The sequence below is a fragment of the Methylobrevis albus genome (genome assembly GCF_015904235.1).
Classification (GTDB): Bacteria; Pseudomonadota; Alphaproteobacteria; order Rhizobiales; family Pleomorphomonadaceae; genus Methylobrevis_A; species Methylobrevis_A albus.
Map to the genome: position 1 here is coordinate 1 of NZ_JADZLT010000030.1, position 18,305 is coordinate 18,305.

16 protein-coding genes are annotated in these 18,305 nt (G+C 70.7%); 5 read left to right on the forward strand and 11 right to left on the reverse strand.

The genetic code is table 11. From position 1 onward, the window contains the following. Window positions 1-251 precede the first annotated feature (251 nt). On the reverse strand, window positions 252-1,019 hold the full coding sequence (gene nth / locus I5731_RS00270; protein ID WP_197309349.1) for an endonuclease III: 768 nt from the start codon (window positions 1,017-1,019) through the stop codon (window positions 252-254). 53 nt (window positions 1,020-1,072) lie between these two features. Between nth and I5731_RS00275 the strand changes: the two genes are divergently transcribed. Together I5731_RS00275 and I5731_RS00280 are read left to right on the forward strand one after the other, a co-directional pair. Further along, window positions 1,073-1,588, forward strand: a complete 516-nt coding sequence (locus tag I5731_RS00275; protein ID WP_197309350.1) for a DUF2244 domain-containing protein — start codon at window positions 1,073-1,075, stop codon at window positions 1,586-1,588. A gap of 140 nt (window positions 1,589-1,728) precedes the next feature. Beyond that, window positions 1,729-2,691 carry a methylated-DNA--[protein]-cysteine S-methyltransferase gene (locus I5731_RS00280; protein WP_197309351.1) on the forward strand — a complete coding sequence of 321 codons (963 nt, stop codon included), beginning with the start codon at window positions 1,729-1,731 and terminating at the stop codon, window positions 2,689-2,691. 1,164 nt (window positions 2,692-3,855) lie between these two features. On the opposite strand, the gene I5731_RS00285 is transcribed toward I5731_RS00280, so the two are convergent. The 4 genes from I5731_RS00285 to I5731_RS00300 all read right to left on the reverse strand — a co-directional run bounded on the left by I5731_RS00285 (window position 3,856) and on the right by I5731_RS00300 (window position 7,041). After that, window positions 3,856-4,383: a GNAT family N-acetyltransferase gene (locus I5731_RS00285; RefSeq protein WP_197309352.1), complete on the reverse strand. Its 528-nt coding sequence runs from the start codon at window positions 4,381-4,383 to the stop codon at window positions 3,856-3,858. A 180-nt stretch (window positions 4,384-4,563) separates the two neighbouring features. Next, window positions 4,564-5,184 carry a 2,3-bisphosphoglycerate-dependent phosphoglycerate mutase gene (locus I5731_RS00290; protein WP_197309353.1) on the reverse strand — a complete coding sequence of 207 codons (621 nt, stop codon included), beginning with the start codon at window positions 5,182-5,184 and terminating at the stop codon, window positions 4,564-4,566. Window positions 5,185-5,245: 61 nt separating this feature from the next. Next, a complete protein-coding gene (dapB, locus tag I5731_RS00295; RefSeq protein ID WP_197309363.1) occupies window positions 5,246-6,046 on the reverse strand; it encodes a 4-hydroxy-tetrahydrodipicolinate reductase in 801 nt (266 codons plus the stop codon). A gap of 182 nt (window positions 6,047-6,228) precedes the next feature. Continuing rightward, window positions 6,229-7,041: an alpha/beta fold hydrolase gene (locus I5731_RS00300; protein WP_197309354.1), complete on the reverse strand. Its 813-nt coding sequence runs from the start codon at window positions 7,039-7,041 to the stop codon at window positions 6,229-6,231. A 351-nt stretch (window positions 7,042-7,392) separates the two neighbouring features. Between I5731_RS00300 and infC the strand changes: the two genes are divergently transcribed. After that, on the forward strand, window positions 7,393-7,929 hold the full coding sequence (gene infC, locus I5731_RS00305; RefSeq protein ID WP_197309364.1) for a translation initiation factor IF-3: 537 nt from the start codon (window positions 7,393-7,395) through the stop codon (window positions 7,927-7,929). Window positions 7,930-8,432: 503 nt separating this feature from the next. Further along, entirely contained in the window at window positions 8,433-9,863 is a 1,431-nt protein-coding gene (locus I5731_RS00310) for an FAD-binding oxidoreductase (protein WP_197309355.1), read from the forward strand. A 182-nt stretch (window positions 9,864-10,045) separates the two neighbouring features. On the opposite strand, the gene pheT is transcribed toward I5731_RS00310, so the two are convergent. The 6 genes from pheT to I5731_RS00340 form a co-directional block, all read right to left on the reverse strand. Further along, window positions 10,046-12,466 carry a phenylalanine--tRNA ligase subunit beta gene (gene pheT, locus I5731_RS00315; RefSeq protein WP_197309356.1) on the reverse strand — a complete coding sequence of 807 codons (2,421 nt, stop codon included), beginning with the start codon at window positions 12,464-12,466 and terminating at the stop codon, window positions 10,046-10,048. Further along, window positions 12,463-13,005, reverse strand: coding sequence for an endonuclease domain-containing protein (locus tag I5731_RS20075; RefSeq protein WP_197309357.1), 543 nt, complete (start codon window positions 13,003-13,005; stop codon window positions 12,463-12,465). Before I5731_RS20075 ends, pheT begins: the two co-directional genes overlap by 4 nt. 69 nt (window positions 13,006-13,074) lie before the next feature. Then, on the reverse strand, window positions 13,075-14,157 hold the full coding sequence (gene pheS, locus I5731_RS00325) for a phenylalanine--tRNA ligase subunit alpha (protein WP_197309358.1): 1,083 nt from the start codon (window positions 14,155-14,157) through the stop codon (window positions 13,075-13,077). A 231-nt stretch (window positions 14,158-14,388) separates the two neighbouring features. Beyond that, window positions 14,389-14,751 (reverse strand): 50S ribosomal protein L20, encoded by a 363-nt coding sequence (rplT, locus tag I5731_RS00330; RefSeq protein ID WP_197309359.1) that lies wholly within the window; start codon window positions 14,749-14,751, stop codon window positions 14,389-14,391. Between the two features lie 49 nt (window positions 14,752-14,800). Then, window positions 14,801-14,998 (reverse strand): 50S ribosomal protein L35, encoded by a 198-nt coding sequence (gene rpmI / locus I5731_RS00335; protein ID WP_197309360.1) that lies wholly within the window; start codon window positions 14,996-14,998, stop codon window positions 14,801-14,803. 779 nt (window positions 14,999-15,777) lie between these two features. After that, window positions 15,778-17,436, reverse strand: a complete 1,659-nt coding sequence (locus I5731_RS00340; protein ID WP_197309361.1) for a lysine--tRNA ligase — start codon at window positions 17,434-17,436, stop codon at window positions 15,778-15,780. A 220-nt stretch (window positions 17,437-17,656) separates the two neighbouring features. On the opposite strand from I5731_RS00340, the gene I5731_RS00345 reads away from it, so the two are divergent. After that, complete coding sequence (locus I5731_RS00345) at window positions 17,657-18,061, forward strand: tellurite resistance TerB family protein (RefSeq protein WP_197309362.1); 405 nt, start codon at window positions 17,657-17,659, stop codon at window positions 18,059-18,061. The last annotated feature ends 244 nt before the right edge of the window (window positions 18,062-18,305 follow it).

Genomic DNA, 18,305 nt, shown 5'->3' on the forward strand with positions numbered 1-18,305 from the left:
CCTCAACGCCATCATCCGGGACAAGAAACCATGGCAAAGCGCTTGACCCGAAACACAGTCGCTCCCCCGCTTCGCAGGAGAGGGGACGCAGGAGGTTAGAGCGTCGTTCTCAACGGCTCTTCGGTTCGGCGTAACCTTTGTTTTGCGAAGGTCCGCGCGCCCATCGTCCCCTCTCCTGCGAAGCGGGGGAGGGACAGGGAGGGGGGAGGCCACACGGTAAAGCCATGGCCAAAAATGGCTTTACCATCCACCTACCCTGCCACCAGCTTCTCCGGGCTCTTGCAGAGGTCGACGATCAGGCACCTTTCGCACTCCGGCCGCCGCGCCTTGCAGACATAGCGGCCGTGCAATATCAGCCAATGATGTGCATGCAGCATATATTCTGCCGGCACAATTTTCGTGAACGCCAGCTCCACCGCCAGCGGCGTCTTGCCGGGGGCGAGGCCGAGGCGGTTGCCGATGCGGAAGATGTGGGTGTCGACGGCGAAGGTCGGCTGGCCGAAGGCCATGTTGAGCACGACGTTCGCCGTCTTGCGGCCGACGCCGGGCAGCGCCTCCAGCGCGTCGCGGTCGGCGGGCACTTCGCCGCCGTGGTCGCGCAGCAGCGCCGCGGACAGCGCGATGACGTTCTTCGCCTTGTTGCGGAAGAGGCCGATCGTCTTGATGAAGTCGCGGACGCGGTCCTCGCCGAGCGCCAGCATCTTCTCCGGCGTGTCGGCGGCGGCGAACAGGGCGCGGGTCGCCTTGTTGACACCGGCGTCGGTCGCCTGCGCCGAGAGCACGACGGCGACGAGCAGCGTGAAGGGGTTGACGTGCTCGAGCTCGCCCTTCGGCTCCGGCTCGGCCTGCCGGAAGCGCTCGAAGATCGCGGCGACCTCGGCGCGGCTGTAGCGCGGCGCGGCGCGGCGGCGGCGGACGGGCGGCGTCGCGGCCGGCGCCGGTCCGGCCGCCGGCACGGTTGAAGGTGGAGCGGCAGATTCGCCGGCGGCGGCGGCGTTGCGGGGCTTTGCGGGCTTCATGCGACGTCTATACTCATGTCTTCCTGCTGGCGACAATCGGGGCACGGGCGCCGATGACGAGCGACACCGCCGGCGCCGCCTGGACGGCGCCCTTCTTCTCGGCGCGGCTGACGCCGCATCGATCGCTGGGGCCGCGGGGCTTCCGGATCCTGATGTGCGCCGTGGCCGCGCTCTGCCTTGGCGTCGGCGGGCTGTTCCTGACGATCGGCGCCTGGCCGGTGTTCGGCTTCTTCGGCCTCGACATCCTGATCATCTACGTCGCCTTCCGGCTCAACTATGCCGCGGCGCGCGCCTTCGAGGAGGTGCACGTCGGCGCCGAAGACCTGCTTGTCCGCAAGGTCGGGGCGCGCGGCGAGACCGAGGAGATCCGGCTGCATCCCTACTGGGTGCGCCTGGAAGTGAAGCGCGAGGAGGACGAGGGCGTCACCGGCCTCGCCCTGCTGTCGCACGGCCGGCGGCTGGAGATCGGCGCCTTCCTCAACCCCGGTGACCGCGAGACCTTCGCGGTCGCGCTCGGCCGGGCGCTTGCCCGGGCGCGCAGCGGCGGCGCGCTGCCGGCGGGCGCCTGACCCGGACAGGGGCCGTCCGGCACCGACCGGATTGCAGGCCGCTGCGCGCCACGGTCGCGAAAAATCGCGGCTGTCGGAAATCGGGTGGCGGCGCCGCGCCGGCCGGCGGTACTCTCGGCGCAACAGTCGAGGAGATGCCCATGGACGCCGCCAACGCCCTCACCCTGCCGACGCCGCCGAGCCTGTTTGCGGCCGGCGCCGCCGACGCGCCGCGCGGCTTCGAGATTGCCTCGCCGCCGGGCGAGCTCACCGTCGCGGCCGAGGACTATCGCATCGTTCGCGAGACGATCCGCTATCTCAACGAAAACTGGCAGGGCCAGCCGGACCTCGAGCGGATCGCCGCCGCGGTCGGCACGCCGCCCACCCTGCTGCACAAGGTGTTCACGCGATGGGCGGGGCTGAGCCCCAAGGCCTTCCTGCAGGCGCTGACGCTCGATCATGCGCGCCGGCTGCTCGACCAGTCGGCGAGCGTGCTCGACTGCGCGCTGGAGGTCGGCCTGTCCGGCCCGGGCCGGCTGCACGACCTGTTCGTGACGCACGAGGCGATGTCGCCGGGCGCCTACAAGGCCCGCGGCGCCGGCGTCACCATCTCCTACGGCTTCCACCCCTCGCCGTTCGGCACCGTGCTTTTGATGACCACCGAGCGCGGCCTCGCGGGCCTCGCCTTCGCCGATCCCGGCGAGGATTCCTCGGCCTTCGCCGACATGGCGGCGCGCTGGCCGGCGGCGCGGTTCGTTGAAGACTTCGCCGCGACGGCGCCCTATGCCGCCCGCATCTTCCGCCCCGCCGCCTGGCAGCGCGAGCAGCCGCTGCGCATCGTCTTCATCGGCACGGACTTCGAGGTGCGGGTGTGGGAAGCGCTGCTCCGGATCCCCATGGGCAAGGCGACGACCTATTCGGACATCGCCCGCCACATCGGCAAGCCCAGCGCGGCACGCGCCGTCGGCTCGGCGGTCGGGCGAAACCCGATCTCCTTCGTCGTCCCCTGCCACCGCGTCCTCGGCCGCACCGGCGACCTCTGCGGCTACCACTGGGGCCTGACGCGCAAGCGCGCGATGCTGGGTTGGGAGACCGGCGTGGTCACGGGCGGCGAGACGGGGTGAGAGGGCGTACGGGGCGGAACCAGTGATAGGCAACGCGGAGCCCGCCTCGCCCACCACCCCCTCGATCGTCGTTGCCGGGCTCGACCCGGCAACCCACTCGCCGCGCCTCTGGCATTGAGCCAATGCGTTGATTTGCAGAGTAATTCCTCTGACGCCCCCGTTTTCGGCGCGGCGAGTGGGTCGCCGGGTCGAGCCCGGCGATGACGGGGAGAGGCTGAGAACGACAGCTGGCGCCGACGTCCGCCGGACCGCCGGGCGGATGGTCGTACGAGGACGCAGGGGCGGGGAGTCGCAAGGGCGGATAGACGCAAGGGCGGCGCGAGGAGAGCGGAGCGGTAGGACGGCGGAGCGGTAGGACGGCGGGCGGGAACACGGTAAGGAGTTATGGCGGCGGGCGAGGACGGTCAGGCGTTGTGGCGGCGGCAGCTCGGAACCCGCCTCGGCCGCCACACCCCTCCGATCGTCATTGCCGGGCTTGACCCGGCAACCCACTAGCGTTGCCGCCAGGGGAAGACCTACCGTACTGAAATTCCGTTGCTATCCCTCGCCCGCCCTCGGATATGGCGCCGCGAGTGGGTCGCCGGGTCGAGCCCGGCGATGACTGCGTGAGAGGCTGAGAGCTTCAACTGGCGTTCCGACATCGACTGGTCGGGCGAGGTGACGGCCGAAGCGGAGCCCGCCGCCACCGCATCCCCCTCGATCGTCATTGCCGGGCTTGACCCGGCAACCCACTCGCAGCGCCTCTGGCATCAAGCCAACGCGTTGAATTGCGGTGGTAAATACCCCGACGCCCCCATTTTCGGTGCGGCGAGTGGGTCGCCGGGTCAAGCCCGGCGATGACGAGGAGACGCTGAGAACGACAGTTGGCACTCGCCCGACCGCCGGCCCGGCGATGACGGGGAGAGGCTCGGAACGACAGCTGGCGCCGGAGGACCGCCGGGTCAAGCCCGGCGATGACGACGAGACCCTGAAAACGACAGTTCGCGCTCGGCCGGCCGCCGGCCCGGCGATGACGGGGAGAGGCTGGGAACGACAGCTGGCACCCGACGCCCGCCGGGGCGAGCCCGGCGGTGACGGGGGAGAGGCTGAAACCGGCGACTGGCGTTCGAACGCCGGCCGGTCGGACGCGGTCCCGCGCGAAGCCCGTACGCGCCAGCCGTCCCCTCACAGCACCTTGTGATAGGAGATCGTGTCGACGCCGACCTGCGCCAGCGCCAGCGCCGGCACGAACCGGACCCGGGCGAAGCCGAGGCGGTCGTAGACGTGGCGGCCTTCGCCGTCGGCGGCGGTGTCGACGCTGAGGATGCGGCAGCCGCGCTCGCGGGCGGCCTCCTCGGCGGCGGCGGTCAGCGCCGAGGCGACGCCGCGGCGGCGGGCGCGGTGATGCACGACGAGGGTGGAGAGTTCCATCCGGCGGGGTGCGACCTCGGAGCGGGCCGGGCGCAATTGCACCGAGCCGACGATCTCGCCGTCGTGTTCGGCGACCAGCACGATGGTGCCGCGGGCGACCGCATCGGCGAGGTCGAGCACGCCGCGCACCGCGTCGAGCGGCCAGCGCGGGGCGGCGAAGGCGGTGCGGACGCCGCCGGAGACGGCGTCGAACAGCACGCCGGCGAGTTCACCGGCCCGTTCGCGGATTTCGGATTCGCGGAGTTCACGCACACGCGTCGTCGAGCAACCTTCGGTTGACATGGCCGTCTCTCCCTGGTGCGAAACGGCGAATAAGCGACGCGCCCGCTGGTCGCGCGCGCGTCCGTCCCTTCCGCCTTGGAGAGAAGTGTCACACGAGTTGCGGCCGGCGCCAAGCCCCGGAATTCCGCCGGATCACGGCCTGCGCCGTGACGCCGCGGCGGGCGTCGCCGGCGCGCGCTTTCAGTCCTTCAGCACGTCCTTCGAGACGATCTCGCCGTCTTCCGACAGGCGGTAGACGATCGGGATGCCGGTATCGAGTTCGCGGGCGAGGATTTCCTCGCCGTTGAGGCCCTCGAGTTCCATGATCAGGGCGCGCAACGAGTTGCCGTGCGCGGCGACGAGCACGTTCTCGCCCTTCAGCACCCGCGGCAGGATCTCGGCTTCGAAATAGGGCAGCACGCGCGTCGCGGTGTCCTTCAGGCTCTCGCCGCCGGGCGGGGGGACGTCGAAGGACCGGCGCCAGATGTGCACCTGCTCCTCGCCGAAGCGGGCGCGGGCGTCGTCCTTGTTGAGGCCGGTGAGTTCGCCGTAGTCGCGCTCGTTGAGCGCCTGGTCGCGGATCGTCTCGAGATCGGCCTGACCGATGCCGTCGAGGATCAGGCGCAAGGTGTGCTGCGCGCGGGTCAGCACCGAGGTGTAGGCGACATCGAAGCGGATGCGCAGGTCACGCAGCTTTTCGCCGGCGGCGACCGCCTCCGCGACGCCCTTCTCGGTGAGGTCCGGATCCTTCCAGCCGGTGAACAGGTTCTTGAGGTTCCACTCCGACTGGCCGTGGCGGACGAGGACGAGAATGCGGTTCATCGCGGGAACTCCGGAAGAAGGGCCGCGGGGAGACGCGCGGCGGGCAGGACGGGCGAAACGGTCAGGTGAGGCCGAGCACGTCGGCCATGGAATAGCGGCCGGGGTTGCGGCCGAAGCCCCACAACGCGGCCTTCACCGCGCCGCGGGCGAAGATGCTGCGATCCTCGGCGCGGTGGACGAGTTCGACGCGCTCGCCCTCGCCGGCGAAGATCACGCTGTGCTCGCCGATCACCGAGCCGCCGCGCAGCGTGGCAAAACCGATCGAGCCGACGGCGCGCGGGCCGGTGTGGCCGTCGCGGACGCGGACGCTGGCGGCGCCGAGGTCGACGCCGCGGCCCTCGGCGACCGCCTCGCCGAGGAGGAGCGCGGTGCCGGACGGCGCATCGACCTTGTGGCGGTGGTGCATCTCGACGATCTCGATGTCGAACTCCTCGCCGAGCGCCGCCGCGGCGCGGCGGGCGAGGCCGGCGATGAGGTTGACGCCGAGGCTCATGTTGCCGGACTTCACCATCACGGCATGGCGCGCGGCGGCGTCGAAGCGCGCCTCGTCGGCCGGGCCGCAGCCGGTGGTGCCGATGACGTGGACGATGCGGGCCTGCGCCGCGAATTCGGAGAAGGTCACGCTCGCCGCGGGCGTGGTGAAGTCGAGCACGCCGTCGGCGCTGGCAAACGCGGTGAGCGCGTCGTCGGTGACCGGCACGCCGAGTTCGTCGATCCCGGCCAGCAGGCCGGCGTCCGAGCCGATCGCCGCGGCGCCCGGGCGCTCGACCGCCGCGACGAGCCGCGCGCCGTTCGCCTCGGCGACGGTGCGGATCAGCGTCCGTCCCATCCGCCCCGCGGCGCCGACCACCACCAGCCGCATCTCGCTCATGCCCGCTCGCTCCGTTCCGCCGCTCGCCTGCGACAGCGTACCGCATTCACCGCCGCGCCATCACGGATCCGGAACGCCTCGGCCCCTATAGCAGCCGGCGGCGGCGACCGGAAGCCGGCGGATCTCGACAAACGCGGGCAGTGCAGCAAAGGGTGCAGATCGGGCTCCAGCGCCTAGCTGGCGAGTTCGTCGACGGCGGCGAGCAGCCGGGCGAGATCCTCGGGGCGGGACAGCCGGTGGTCGCCGTCCTTCACCAGCGTGACGACGACGTCGCCGAACGGCAGGCACTCGGCGAGCGCCATCGCGTGGCGCCAGGGCACGTCGGCGTCGGCGCAGCCCTGCAGGATGCGCACGGGCGCGGCGATGTCGATCGGCCCGCCGAGCACGAGGTGGCGGCGGCCGTCCTCGATCAGGGCGCGGGTGATCGGATAGGGGGCGCCGTAGTCGCTCGGGCGCAGCACGACGCCCGTCTGCATCAGCTCGGCCTGCATTTCGGGCGTGAAATTCGGCCACATCAGCGCTTCGGTGAAGTCGGGCGCCGGGGCGACCAGCACGAGGCCGACGATCCGGTCCGCCGTTCTGCTGCCGGCGAGGGCGCGGGCGAGCAGCAGCGCGATCCAGCCGCCCATCGACGAGCCGACCAGCACCAGCGGTCCCGGCGCGTGCGCGGCGACCACCGCCTCGGCCTCCTCCAGCCAGCGGCCGATCGTGCCATTCGCGAAGGCGCCGCCGGAGACGCCGTGGCCGGAGTAGTCGAAGCGCACGACCCGGCGCCCGCGCGCCGCGGCATGGGCGGCGAGGGCCTCGGCCTTGGAGCCGGTCATGTCGGAGCGGAAGCCGCCGAGCCAAAGGAGGGTCGGGCCAAGGCCCCCGCCGACCCGCACGGCGATCCGGCGCTCGTCCGCCCCGCTGCCGACGACGAGGTCGTGCCGCGTCTCGCCGGCCACCGCGCCGTGGCTGCCGCCTGCCCCGTTCGCCTCGCTCATCGCCCCTCGCCTCCGCCTGGCGCCGGCCCCGCGCCGTCGCCGTACCCCCCGCCGAAGGCCGCTCGGGCCTTGACTTTCCGCGCGATAGCGCCGACTTTAACGGCCATCGAACCGACGGTCGTCGTTCGTTGATCGAGGCTGGCCTCCACGTACGCGCGTATGGGGGCTTAACGTATTTCCTCGGTCGATCGCAAGGTCGCGGCCGGACGTTCACCGCCACCGGCCCCGTCGTGCCGCGGCAACCGAGAAGCAACAACAGCCGGGCCGCCCGCCCGGGACCGATGCGGCGCTTGCGTCGTCGATCCCGGACCGGGGACAGCCGCCGACAGGTCGTCAAGAGGAGAAGCCAACATTCGTCGTCCGTTCAGAGCACCGCCGCCCACCAAAGAGGGGCCGCGCATCAACCGCGAGATCCGAGTCCCCGAAGTCCAGCTGATCGGAGACGACGGCGAGAACATCGGCGTGGTTTCGATCACGGAGGCGCTCGCCCGCGCGGCGGAGGCCGGCCTCGACCTCGTGGAAATCTCGCCCAACTCGGCGCCGCCGGTCTGTAAGGTTCTCGACTTCGGCAAATACAAGTTCCAGTCGCAGAAGAAGGCGGCTGAAGCTCGCAAGAAGCAGAAGATCGTCGAGATCAAAGAGATCAAGATGCGCCCGAACATCGACACCCACGACTACGAGGTGAAGATGAAGGCGATGGAACGGTTCTTCGAGGAAGGCGACAAGGTCAAGGTCACCCTGCGCTTCCGCGGCCGCGAAATGGCGCACCAGGATCTCGGCTTCAAGCTCTTGATGAAGGTGAAGGAAGAGACCCTGGAGATCGCCAAGGTCGAAGCCGAACCGCGCCTCGAAGGCCGCCAGATGGTGATGCTGCTCGCACCGAAGTGAGCAGGGGCTTTTGGTCAGCACCGGACGACACGAGGCGGCGGGATTTCCCGCCGCTTTTTTGTTGGGGGTGGGGTGGCGTGCCGCGCTGCTAGGCCAGGCCTGCCCTCACTGTCCCTCCCCGCTTCGCAGTCGAGGGGGACGCTGGGGATTGGGGGATTGATCGTCAGGCCAACGCGTCGGCGAAGCCTTCGTGAGGCTTCTGGGCGTGGCCTCACCCCTCTCCCTGTCCCGCCCCCACAAGGGGGGAGGGGACGATGGGGGCGTCGCCCCGGCCTAAAGTCAGTCTCGTCATCGGCGCGGCGCTGATCGGACGAAAGCCCTCCCCTCCTGCGTCCCCTCCCCCCTTGTGGGGGAGGGACAGGGAGAGGGGTTAAGCCCCACGCGCCGGCCTCCGCCCGCGACCATCCGGACCCACGCCTGCTGCGGACCCTCGCGTCCGACCCTTGCACCTCCGCCCGTCCTCGCCGACAGTGCGGCCCGTTCGTGGTCCGAGGGTGTTGCCGATGTCCGCCTTGCCGTCCGATGCCGTCAGCCGTGATCTGGTCGCGCGCTTTGCCGCCCTCGTCGGGCCGCGCCATGCGCTGACCGATCCGGCCGATATCGCGCCCTATCTGGTGGAATGGCGCGACCTCTACCGCGGCGTGACGCCGGTGGTGCTGCGGCCGGGGTCGGTCGCCGAGGTGGCGGCGATCCTCAAGCTCGCGCACGAAACCGGCACGCCCATCATCCCGCAGAGCGGCAACACCGGCCTCGTCGGCGGGCAGACGCCGGACTGCAGCGGCCGCGAGGTGCTGCTGTCGCTCACGCGGCTCGACAAGGTGCGCACCGTCGATGCCGAGGGCGGCACCATGACGGTGGAGGCTGGCGTCACGCTGCAGGCGGTGCACGATGCGGCGGAGGCGGCCGGCTGGCTGTTTCCGCTGACGCTCGCCTCGCAGGGCTCGTGCCGCATCGGCGGCAACATCGCCACCAACGCCGGCGGTACCGCGGTGCTCGCCTACGGCAACATGCGCGAACTCGTCATGGGGCTGGAAGTCGTGCTCGCCGACGGCCGGGTCTGGAACGGCCTGCGCCGGCTGCGGAAGGACAACGCCGGCTACGACCTGAAGCAGCTCTTCATCGGCGCCGAGGGCACGCTCGGCATCGTCACCGCGGCGGTGCTGAAGCTCGTCGCGCGCCCCGCCCGCACCGCAGTCGCGTTCGCCGGGCTCGACTCGGCGCAGGCGGCGCTCGGGCTGCTGGAGCGCGCCCGGCGCCGGGCCGGCCCCGCCCTCACCGGCTTCGAACTGCTGCCGCGGCGCGGGCTGGAGTTCACCGTGCGCCACCTGCCCGGCGCCCGCGATCCGCTGGCGGACCCGCACGCCTGGTACGCGCTGCTCGAGCTCTCCGGCGGGCAGGAGGCCGATCCGCAGGCGATGCTGGAGGAGATCCTGTCGGACGCGCTGGAGGCGGAGGTCGCGGCCGACGCGGCGCTCGCCCAGAGCGAGGCGCAGGCCGCCGACTTCTGGCGCCTGCGCCACGGCATGTCGGAGGTGCAGAAGCACGAGGGCGGCTCGATCAAGCACGACATCTCGGTGCCGGTCGCCGAAGTGCCGGCCTTCCTCGACGAGGCGATCGCCGCCGTCGAGGCGCTGGTGCCCGGCTGCCGCCCGGTGCCGTTCGGCCACATGGGCGACGGCAACATCCACTTCAACGTCAGCCAGCCGGTCGGCGCCGACAAGGTGGCCTATCTCGCCGGCTGGGACGCGATGAACGCCGTGGTGCACGCGATCGTCGCCCGCTACGACGGCTCCGTCGCCGCCGAGCACGGCGTCGGCCGCCTGAAGCGGGCGCTGCTCGCGGACGTGAAGGATCCGGTGGAGATGGAGCTGATGCGCACATTGAAGCGGGCGCTGGACCCGAAGGGGATCTTGAACCCGGGGCGGGTGGTTTAGGGGGCGGCGGCTGCAGTTCACATCCCTCCCCCTTGTGGGGAGGGTGGCAAGCGGAGCGAGCCGGGAGGGGTAACGGCCTCTCCGCGAATCGAGGCGAGGCCGCAACCCCTCCCGACCCCGCCTGCGGCGGGGCCACCCTCCCCACAAGGGGGAGGGATTCCATTGCGCAAGCGTCCCGCCCCCTACCCCCTGAGGCTCGCCCCCGTCGCCTTCGCCACGGCCGCGACGATCGCGGCGCCGATCTTCTCGATCTCTTCGTCGGTGAAGGTCTTGCCCTGCGGCACCAGGGTCACCTCGACCGCGACCGACTTCGAGCCCGCTGACAGGTGCTCGCCGCGGTAGACGTCGAACACCTCGACGCCGCCGACGACCTGCTTCGCCGCGCCCTGCGCCGCGCGCAGGATCTGGGCGGCTTCCACCGCCTCCGGCACCACGAAGGCGAAGTCGCGCTTCACCGGCAGCAGCGTGGCGGCGGGCAGCGGCGGCCGGGTGCGGCCGGCCTTCGCCTTCGGCACCGGGATGCGGTCGAGCAGCAGCTCGAAGCCGGCGATCGGGCCGCCGACGTCGAGCGCGGCGAGCACCGCCGGGTGCAGTTCGCCGAAGTGGCCGAGCACCAGCTTCGGTCCGAGCTGGATGGTGCCGACCCGGCCCGGGTGGAACCACGCCGGTCCGCCCTTGACGACCTGCGCCTTCGACGTATCGAAGCCGGCCGCCTCGAGCGCGCCGAGCGCGTCGGCCTTGGCGTCGTAGAGCGAGGCCGCGGCGGCGTTGCCCGACCAGTGCCGGCCGGCGCCGAGGCTCTGCGCCGTGCCGCGGCGGATGCCGGTCGCGGCGATCGACTGATCCTCCGGCCGGTCGCCGGCGAAGACCTGGCCGACCTCGAACAGGGCGACGTCGGGCTGGCCGCGGTCGGCGTTGCGGCCGGCGGCGGCGATCAGCCCCGGCAGCAGGCTCGGGCGCATGTCGCTCATTTCCGAGGAAATCGGGTTGGCGAGGCTGAGCGCCGGCGCGCCGCCGCCGAAGAGCTCGGCCTGGGCTTTCGAGAGGAACGACCACGTCACCGCCTCGACCATGCCGCGGGCGGCGAGGCCGCGCTTGACGCGGCGGGTGCGCAGTTGCAGCGGCGTCAGCACGCGCGGCGTGACGCCGTCGCCGCGCGGCAGCGGCGTGGTGCGGACGCGATCGAGCCCGGTGATGCGCACCACCTCCTCGACGAGGTCGGCCTTGCCGTGCACGTCGGGACGCCAGCTCGGCACCGCCACCTTGACCGTATCGCCCATGCCCGACACCCAGAAGCCGAGCATCTTCAGGATCGCGCCGATCTCCGCAGGCGGCAGGTCGAGGCCCGAGAGGCGCTTCACCTCGGCGAGCGGGAAGTCGATCGCCCGGTCGACGATCGGCGCGACGCCGGCCACCGTGGTGCGCGACGGCTCGCCGCCGCACAGCTCGAGCACCATGTGGGTGGCGAGTTCCAGCCCCTCCAGCACGAAAGCCGGATCGACGCCGCGCTCGAAGCGGTAGCGCGCGTCGGAATTGATGCCGGTGCGCCGGCCGGTGCGGGCGGTGCGGTCCGGGTCGAACCAGGCGCTCTCGATGACGACGTCCTGCGTCGCAGCCGTGACGCCCGAGGCCTCGCCGCCCATGATGCCGCCGAGGCCGAGCACGCCGGCATCGTCGGCGATCACCGTCATTTCGGAATCGACGGCGTAGGTCTTGCCGTCGAGGGCGGCGAAGCTCTCGCCGTCGCGGCCCATGCGGGCGCGGATCGGGCCGGTGAGTTTCGCCGCGTCATAGACGTGCAGCGGCCGGCCGCGGTCGTAGGAGATGTAGTTGGTGATGTCGACGAGGGTGGAGATCGGGCGGAGGCCGACGGCGCGCAGGCGGCGCTGCAGCCACTCGGGGCTCGGCCCGTTGGTGACACCGCGCACCAGGCGGCCGGCGAACACCGGACAGGCGCTCTCGCGGCCCGGCTCGAAGTCGAGCGTGATGCCGACCGGGCTCTCGTAGGCGCCGCTCACCGGCTTGATGGTGTCGTCCTTCAGCCGGCCGAGGCCGCGTGCCGCGAGATCGCGGGCGATGCCGCGCACGCCGAGGCAGTCGGGCCGGTTCGGCGTGATCGCGATCTCGATCACCGCGTCGCCGAGACCGGCGTGATCGACGTAACGCGCGCCGACCACCGCCTCGGGGCTGAGCTCGATGATGCCATCGTGCGAATCGGAGAGTTCCAACTCGCGCTCCGAGCACATCATGCCGCGGCTCTCGACGCCGCGGATGACGCCGACGGCGAGCGTGGTGTCGATGCCGGGGACATAGGTGCCGGGGGGTGCGAAGACGCCGACGAGGCCGGCGCGGGCGTTGGGCGCACCGCAGACGACCTGGATCGGCGCGCCCGCGCCGGTGTCGACGGTGAGCACCTGCAGCTTGTCGGCGTTCGGATGCCGCTCGGCGGTCAGCACCTTCGCCACCGTGAACGCCCCGAGCCGCTCCGCCGGATCGACGACGCCCTCGACCTCGAGCCCGACCATGGTGAGCGCATCGACGACGTCGGCGAGCGAGGCGTCGGTGTCGAGGTGGTCTTTCAGCCAGGAGAGCGTGAACTTCATCGGTCGGTTCCGTTGCTGGCCGGCGGGTGACGCGCGGCACGGTCGGGTTTGGTGCGGGGCGTCTGGTCCCTGCCACCTGGATAGTCCCCCCCTCCCTGTCCCTCCCCCTCGAGGGGGGAGGGGACGCAGGAGGAGAGCGTCTCGTTGGTTGCCGCGGTCTTCGCCAGAGGCGGCTGCCGTCCCCTCCCCCCTCGAGGGGGAGGGACAGGGAGGGGGGGACCATCCGCGGCGACTGCGCCGGCCGCGATCAGCTCACCCCTCAGTCGTTCGAGCACGCCATCGAGCCCGGTCATGATCTCGGCGTTCCAGAACCGCACGACCCGAAACCCGGCCGCTTCAAGGAACCGCGCCCGCACCGCGTCGTGGCGCCGCTGAGGTTCATGCCCGTGCGAATCTCCATCCGCCTCGATGACGAGCTTCGCCGAGAAGCAGACAAAGTCGGCGATGTAGGGTCCGATCGGCTGCTGCCGCCGGAAGGAGAGGCCCGCAAAGCGATGACCCCGCAGCGCCCGCCAAAGTCGCCGCTCGGGCTCGGGCATCTCCGTCCGCAGCCGCCTCGCAGCGGCCTTCGCGCCATCGGCCGGCCCGTGCCCCACCCCGCCCCTCCCTCAGCTCGACAGTCCCCCCACCAGCGTCGGCAGGTCCAGCGGGCGGAAGCCGTAGTGCTTCAGCCAGCGGACGTCGGCGTCGAAGAAGGCGCGCAGGTCCGGCATGCCGTATTTCAGCATCGCGATGCGGTCGATGCCCATGCCCCAGGCGAAGCCCTGGAACTCGTCGGGGTCGAGGCCGCAGGCGCGGATGACGTTGGGGTGGACCATGCCGCAGCCGAGGATTTCCAGCCAGTCGTCGCCCTCGCCGATGCGGATCTCCGAGCCCGAGCGGGCGCAGCCGACGTCGACCTCCATCGAGGGCTCGGTAAAGGGGAAGAACGACGGGCGGAAGCGGGTCTTGACCTCGTCGACCTCGAAGAAGGCCTTGAGGAAGGATTCCAGCACCCACTTCAGATGGCCGAAGTGGCTCGACCGGTCGATCACCAGCCCCTCGATCTGGTGGAACATCGGCGTGTGGGTCGCGTCGGAATCGCAGCGGTAGGTGCGGCCCGGGCAGACGACGCGGATCGGCGGCGGCACCGACATCATGGTGCGGATCTGCACCGGCGAGGTGTGGGTGCGCAGCAGCAGCCGCTCGCCGTCCGGCTTCGGATTGAAGAAGAACGTGTCGTGCATCTCGCGCGCCGGGTGATCGGCGGGGAAGTTCAGTGCGGTGAAATTGTAGAAGTCGGTCTCGATGTCCGGGCCTTCCGCCACCGAGAAGCCCATGTCGGCGAAGATCGCGGTGATCTCGTCGATGACCTGGCTGATCGGGTGGATGCGGCCCTCTTCCAGCGGACCGGGCCGCACGGGCAGCGTCACGTCCAGCGTCTCGCGGGCGAGGCGGGCGGCGAGCGCCTCGGCCTGCAGCGCCTCGCGCCGGGCGGCGATCGCGGCGCCGACCTTGTCCTTCAGGCCGTTGATCGCCGGCCCGGCGGTCTTGCGCTCGTCGGGGCTCATGGCGCCGAGGCTCTTCAGCAGTTCCGAGACGGAGCCCTTCTTGCCGAGCGCGGCCACGCGCACGGCTTCGAGGCCCGCCTCGTCGGCGGCGCCCGCCACGGCGGCGAGGATCTCGGCTTCCTGTCGGCTGAGGTCGGTCATCTCGGGGTTCGTCCACTCGTCTCGAAGGCCGGTGCGGCGCGGGCGGTCATTTAACCGGAACGCCGGTGAATTGCCACCGCCCGGCGGGGGGCGGGGAAAAGCGGAGCAGCAAGCCGAAATCCGCGGCTCCGCAAACGCGAACGGGGCGGCGCACCGCTGGTGCACCGCCCCGTCGAATCGCTCGAAAGGCCGGGCACCGGCCTTCGAGCAGCACCCGCAGGATCGTGACGATCAGACGAGCGCGCTCTCGGCCTTCTCGACCAGCGCCTTGAAGGCCGCGGGCTCGTGGATCGCGAGATCCGAGAGCACCTTGCGGTCGACATCGACGCCGGCCTTGGTCAGGCCGTCGATAAATCGGGCGTAGGTCATCGTCTCGCTGACCTCCCGGACGCCGGCGTTGATGCGCTGGATCCAGAGGGCGCGGAAGGTGCGCTTCTTGGCGCGGCGGTCGCGCGTCGCATACTGCATCGAGCGATCGACGGCGGCCTTGGCCGTGCGGATCGTGTTCTTGCGGCGGCCGTAGAAACCCTTGGCTGCCTTCAGCACCTTCTTGTGCTTGGCGTGGGACGTGACGCCCCGCTTCACTCTTGCCATCGTAGTATCTCCTTGAAGTTCCGTTCGTTGTGATCAGTCGTTCGAAGGATCAGCCGTACGGCAGGAACTTCTTGACGATGATGGCGTCCTGATCCGACAGGACGGTGGTGCCGCGGGCGTTGCGCACGAACTTGGCGCTCCGCTTGATCATGCCGTGGCGCTTGCCGGCCTGGGCCGACTTCACCTTGCCGGAAGCGGTCAGCTTGAAGCGCTTCTTGACGCCGGACTTGGTCTTCATCTTGGGCATTTGGCTCAGTCTCTCGTAGGGGCGCCCTGATCTACCCGGCGGGAGTTCACCGTTCGGGCGGAGCGCAGTCAGTTCGCATCGGACGTTGCGGGATCGGGCGAAGACCGGGAAGTCACCGTTTCCGGTGCCCTTGGGTCTCCGTCCGGCCGATGTCCGGGTGAGCATTCGAGGTCGCCACGGCATGCCCGTGAGCGGACGCGAGTGAGCGCCGCCCGAGCCGGGCGACCCGAAGTGCGCGGCTTATAGGCCGAAACGGCGCGGTGTTCAAGCCGGGCGGGCGGAAATCCGGCTTCGGGATACCCCACCCTCCCGGACGTCATCCCCGCGAAAGCGGGGATCCAGCTCTCGCCGGGGGCAATAGTCGAGAGTGGGCGAGGCCGTGCCGCCCGACGTCGACCACTGTCCTCTCGGCCGTCATCCCCGCGAAAGCGGGGATCCAACCATCCGCGGGGGCGACAGCGGCGAGTGGGCGAGGTTATGACGCCGACGTCGTCCACGCCCCTCCACGCCCTCCACGCCCTCCACGCCCTCCACGCCCTCCACGCCCTCCACGCCCTCCACGCCCTCCCGGCCGTCATCCCCGCGAAAGCGGGGATCCAACTCTCGCCGAGGGCGACAGCAGAGAGTGGGCGAGGCTATGCCACCCGACGCCATCCACCCTTGAGGAGAGTTGGATCCCCGCTTTCGCGGGGATGACGGTGGAGAGGCTTGCGAGGACGATGGAGAGTGCGGGACGCCGCAGCACGGAGTGAGCCGGACGACGACCCGCCCTCGCCTCCTCAGTCCAGCGTCCCCGCCAGCGCCTTGTCGATCATCGCCACCGTCTCCGGCACGCCGTAGAGCGCGACGAACGATCCGAAGCGGGGGCCGCGGTCCTGGCCGAGCAGGATCTGGTAGAGGGCGCCGAACCACTCCACCGAGACGCCGGGGCCGCCGTCGGGGCCGAGCTTCTTCTGGTCCTGGAAGCGCGGGATGGCGCGGGCGACATCGAGCACCGCGTTCTGGATCGTCTCGGCGTCACTGCCGGCGGGCAGGCCGGCGAGCCGGTCGCGCAGGGCGGCGAGCGCGGCACGCTCAACCTCGTCGGGCGTCCGGTAGCTCTTGAACGGCCGGACGCGGTCGTCGTAGTAGCGGATCGCGTAGCCGGCGAGTTCGTCGAGCTTCGGATGCGTCGCGGCCGTCACGCCCGGCGCATAGCGCGAGATGTAACCCCAGAGCGTCGCGCGGTCGTGGGCGTGGCTCGCCGAGACGAGGTTGAGCAGCATCGCGAACGGCACCGGCAGGTCGAGCTTCGGCGGCGTGCCGGAGTGGATGTGCCAGACCGGGTTGGCGATCTGCGCGTCGAGGTCCTGGCGGTCATAGGCGCCGAGATAGGTGAAATACTCGTCGACGTGCTTCGGGATCACATCGAAGAACAGGCGCTTAGCCGTCTTCGGCTTGGTGAACATGTAGAGCGACAGGCTCTCGGGGCTGGCATAGGCGAGCCAGTCGTCGATGGTGAGGCCGTTGCCCTTCGACTTCGAGATCTTCTCGCCGTTCTCGTCGAGGAACAGCTCGTAGTTGAAGCCCTCCGGCGGCGTGCCGCCGAGCACGCGGCAGATCTTGCCCGAGGTCTTGACGTTGTCGATGTGGTCCTTGCCGCTCATCTCGTAGGCGACGCCCAGCGCCGCCCAGCGCAGCGCCCAGTCGGGCTTCCACTGCGCCTTGGCGTGGCCGCCGGTCACCGGGGTCTCGAAGCGCTCGCCGGTCTCGGGATCGGTCCAGGCAATCGTCCCTGCGGCGACGTCGCGGGCGTCCACCGGCACCTGCATGACGACGCCGGTGTGCGGATGCACGGGCAGGAACGGCGAATAGGTCTTGCGCCGCTCCTCGCGCAAGGTGGGCAGCATGATCGCCATCACGTCGTCGTAGCGGGCGAGCATCACGAGGAGCTTCTCGTCGAGCAGGCCGCGGGCGTAGTAGTCGGTCGCGGAGGCGAACTCGTAGTCGAAGCCGAAGTGGTCGAGGAAGGCGCGCAGGCGGGCGTTGTTGTGATGGCCGAAGCTCTCGTGCGTGCCGAAGGGATCGGGCACCTTGGTCAGCGGCTTGCCGAGATGGGCGCGCAGCAGGTCCTGGTTCGGCACGTTGTCCGGCACCTTGCGCATGCCGTCCATGTCGTCGGAGAAGCAGAGCAGGCGCGTCGGCACGCTGCCGCCGGTGAGCACGTGGAAGGCGTGGCGCACCATGGTGGTGCGGGCGACCTCGCCGAAGGTGCCGATGTGCGGCAGGCCCGAGGGGCCGTAGCCGGTCTCGAACAGCACCGGTTCGCCGGTACCGCCGGTTTTCTCCAGCCGCGCCACGATCTTCGCCGCCTCCTCGAACGGCCAGGCGCGCGAGCGGCCGGCCGCCGCGACGAGGGCGGGGTCGAAGGAACGGGCGGGGTCGGCGGCGGCGGCCATGATGTCCTCGGGCTACAGAAATCCGTCGTTTCCGGGCGGTCCGGAAAGAGGCGCGGACAGTATGAACCGCGAGCCCCGGCGTCAATCGCGCCGGAACGGGGCGAGAGGGTCCCCTGCGAAGGCAACGCGGCGGCCCGGCGGCTTGCGCGGCCCGCCCCGCGTTCCTACGTTGCGGCCAGTCCGGTCCGGACGACCTTCCCCCCTGGAGCCACAGCCCATCATGATTTCCCTGCACGAGGCCCTGATCTACGCGATGGTCACCGCCTCCGCCTCTGACCGCACCGTGGCGCAGGTCGAGGTCGCCAAAATCGGCTCGATCGTGCAGCGCCTGCCGGTGTTTGCCGGCTTCGACGGCGACATCGGCCAGATCGCGGACGCCTGCGTCGGCCATCTCTCCGAGGACGACGACGGGCTCGACCGCATCCTCGACCTCATCGCCGAGGCCCTCCCGGCCAAGCTGCAGGAGACCGCCTATGCGCTCGCCGTCGACGTGGTCGCCGCCGACCTCGCCGCGCACCAGGAAGAACTCGTGTTCCTGCAGATGATGGAAGACCGGTTCCACCTCGACAAGCTCACCGTCGCGGCGATCGAGCGGGCGGCAAGGGTGCGGTTCCGGACGGCGTGAGGGTTGGCCGTGGGCTGCGCCGTGCCGAGGGGCCTCCCCCCTCCCTGTCCCTCCCCCGCTTCGCAGGAGAGGGGACGATAGGCGATGGGACTTTTGCAAAACGAACGTTGCGCCGGGCCGAAGCGCTGTTGAGGACGGGGTCCCATCCTCCATCGTCCCCTCTCCTGCGAAGCGGGGGAGCGACTGTGTTTCGGGTCAAGCGCTTTGCCATGGTTTCTTGTCCCGGATGATGGCGTTGAGGATG

Coding starts and splice junctions, on each gene's coding strand:
- I5731_RS00345 (WP_197309362.1), top strand. CDS start 17,657: ATGATTTCCCTGCACGAGGCCCTGATCTACGCGATGGTCACCGCCTCC.
- I5731_RS00310 (WP_197309355.1), top strand. CDS start 8,433: ATGTCCGCCTTGCCGTCCGATGCCGTCAGCCGTGATCTGGTCGCGCGC.
- rpmI (WP_197309360.1), bottom strand. CDS start 14,998: ATGCCCAAGATGAAGACCAAGTCCGGCGTCAAGAAGCGCTTCAAGCTG.
- I5731_RS20075 (WP_197309357.1), bottom strand. CDS start 13,005: ATGCCCGAGCCCGAGCGGCGACTTTGGCGGGCGCTGCGGGGTCATCGC.
- I5731_RS00275 (WP_197309350.1), top strand. CDS start 1,073: ATGACGAGCGACACCGCCGGCGCCGCCTGGACGGCGCCCTTCTTCTCG.
- I5731_RS00285 (WP_197309352.1), bottom strand. CDS start 4,383: ATGTCAACCGAAGGTTGCTCGACGACGCGTGTGCGTGAACTCCGCGAA.
- I5731_RS00300 (WP_197309354.1), bottom strand. CDS start 7,041: ATGAGCGAGGCGAACGGGGCAGGCGGCAGCCACGGCGCGGTGGCCGGC.
- nth (WP_197309349.1), bottom strand. CDS start 1,019: ATGAAGCCCGCAAAGCCCCGCAACGCCGCCGCCGCCGGCGAATCTGCC.
- pheS (WP_197309358.1), bottom strand. CDS start 14,157: ATGACCGACCTCAGCCGACAGGAAGCCGAGATCCTCGCCGCCGTGGCG.
- I5731_RS00290 (WP_197309353.1), bottom strand. CDS start 5,184: ATGAACCGCATTCTCGTCCTCGTCCGCCACGGCCAGTCGGAGTGGAAC.
- rplT (WP_197309359.1), bottom strand. CDS start 14,751: ATGGCAAGAGTGAAGCGGGGCGTCACGTCCCACGCCAAGCACAAGAAG.
- pheT (WP_197309356.1), bottom strand. CDS start 12,466: ATGAAGTTCACGCTCTCCTGGCTGAAAGACCACCTCGACACCGACGCC.
- I5731_RS00280 (WP_197309351.1), top strand. CDS start 1,729: ATGGACGCCGCCAACGCCCTCACCCTGCCGACGCCGCCGAGCCTGTTT.
- I5731_RS00340 (WP_197309361.1), bottom strand. CDS start 17,436: ATGGCCGCCGCCGCCGACCCCGCCCGTTCCTTCGACCCCGCCCTCGTC.
- dapB (WP_197309363.1), bottom strand. CDS start 6,046: ATGCGGCTGGTGGTGGTCGGCGCCGCGGGGCGGATGGGACGGACGCTG.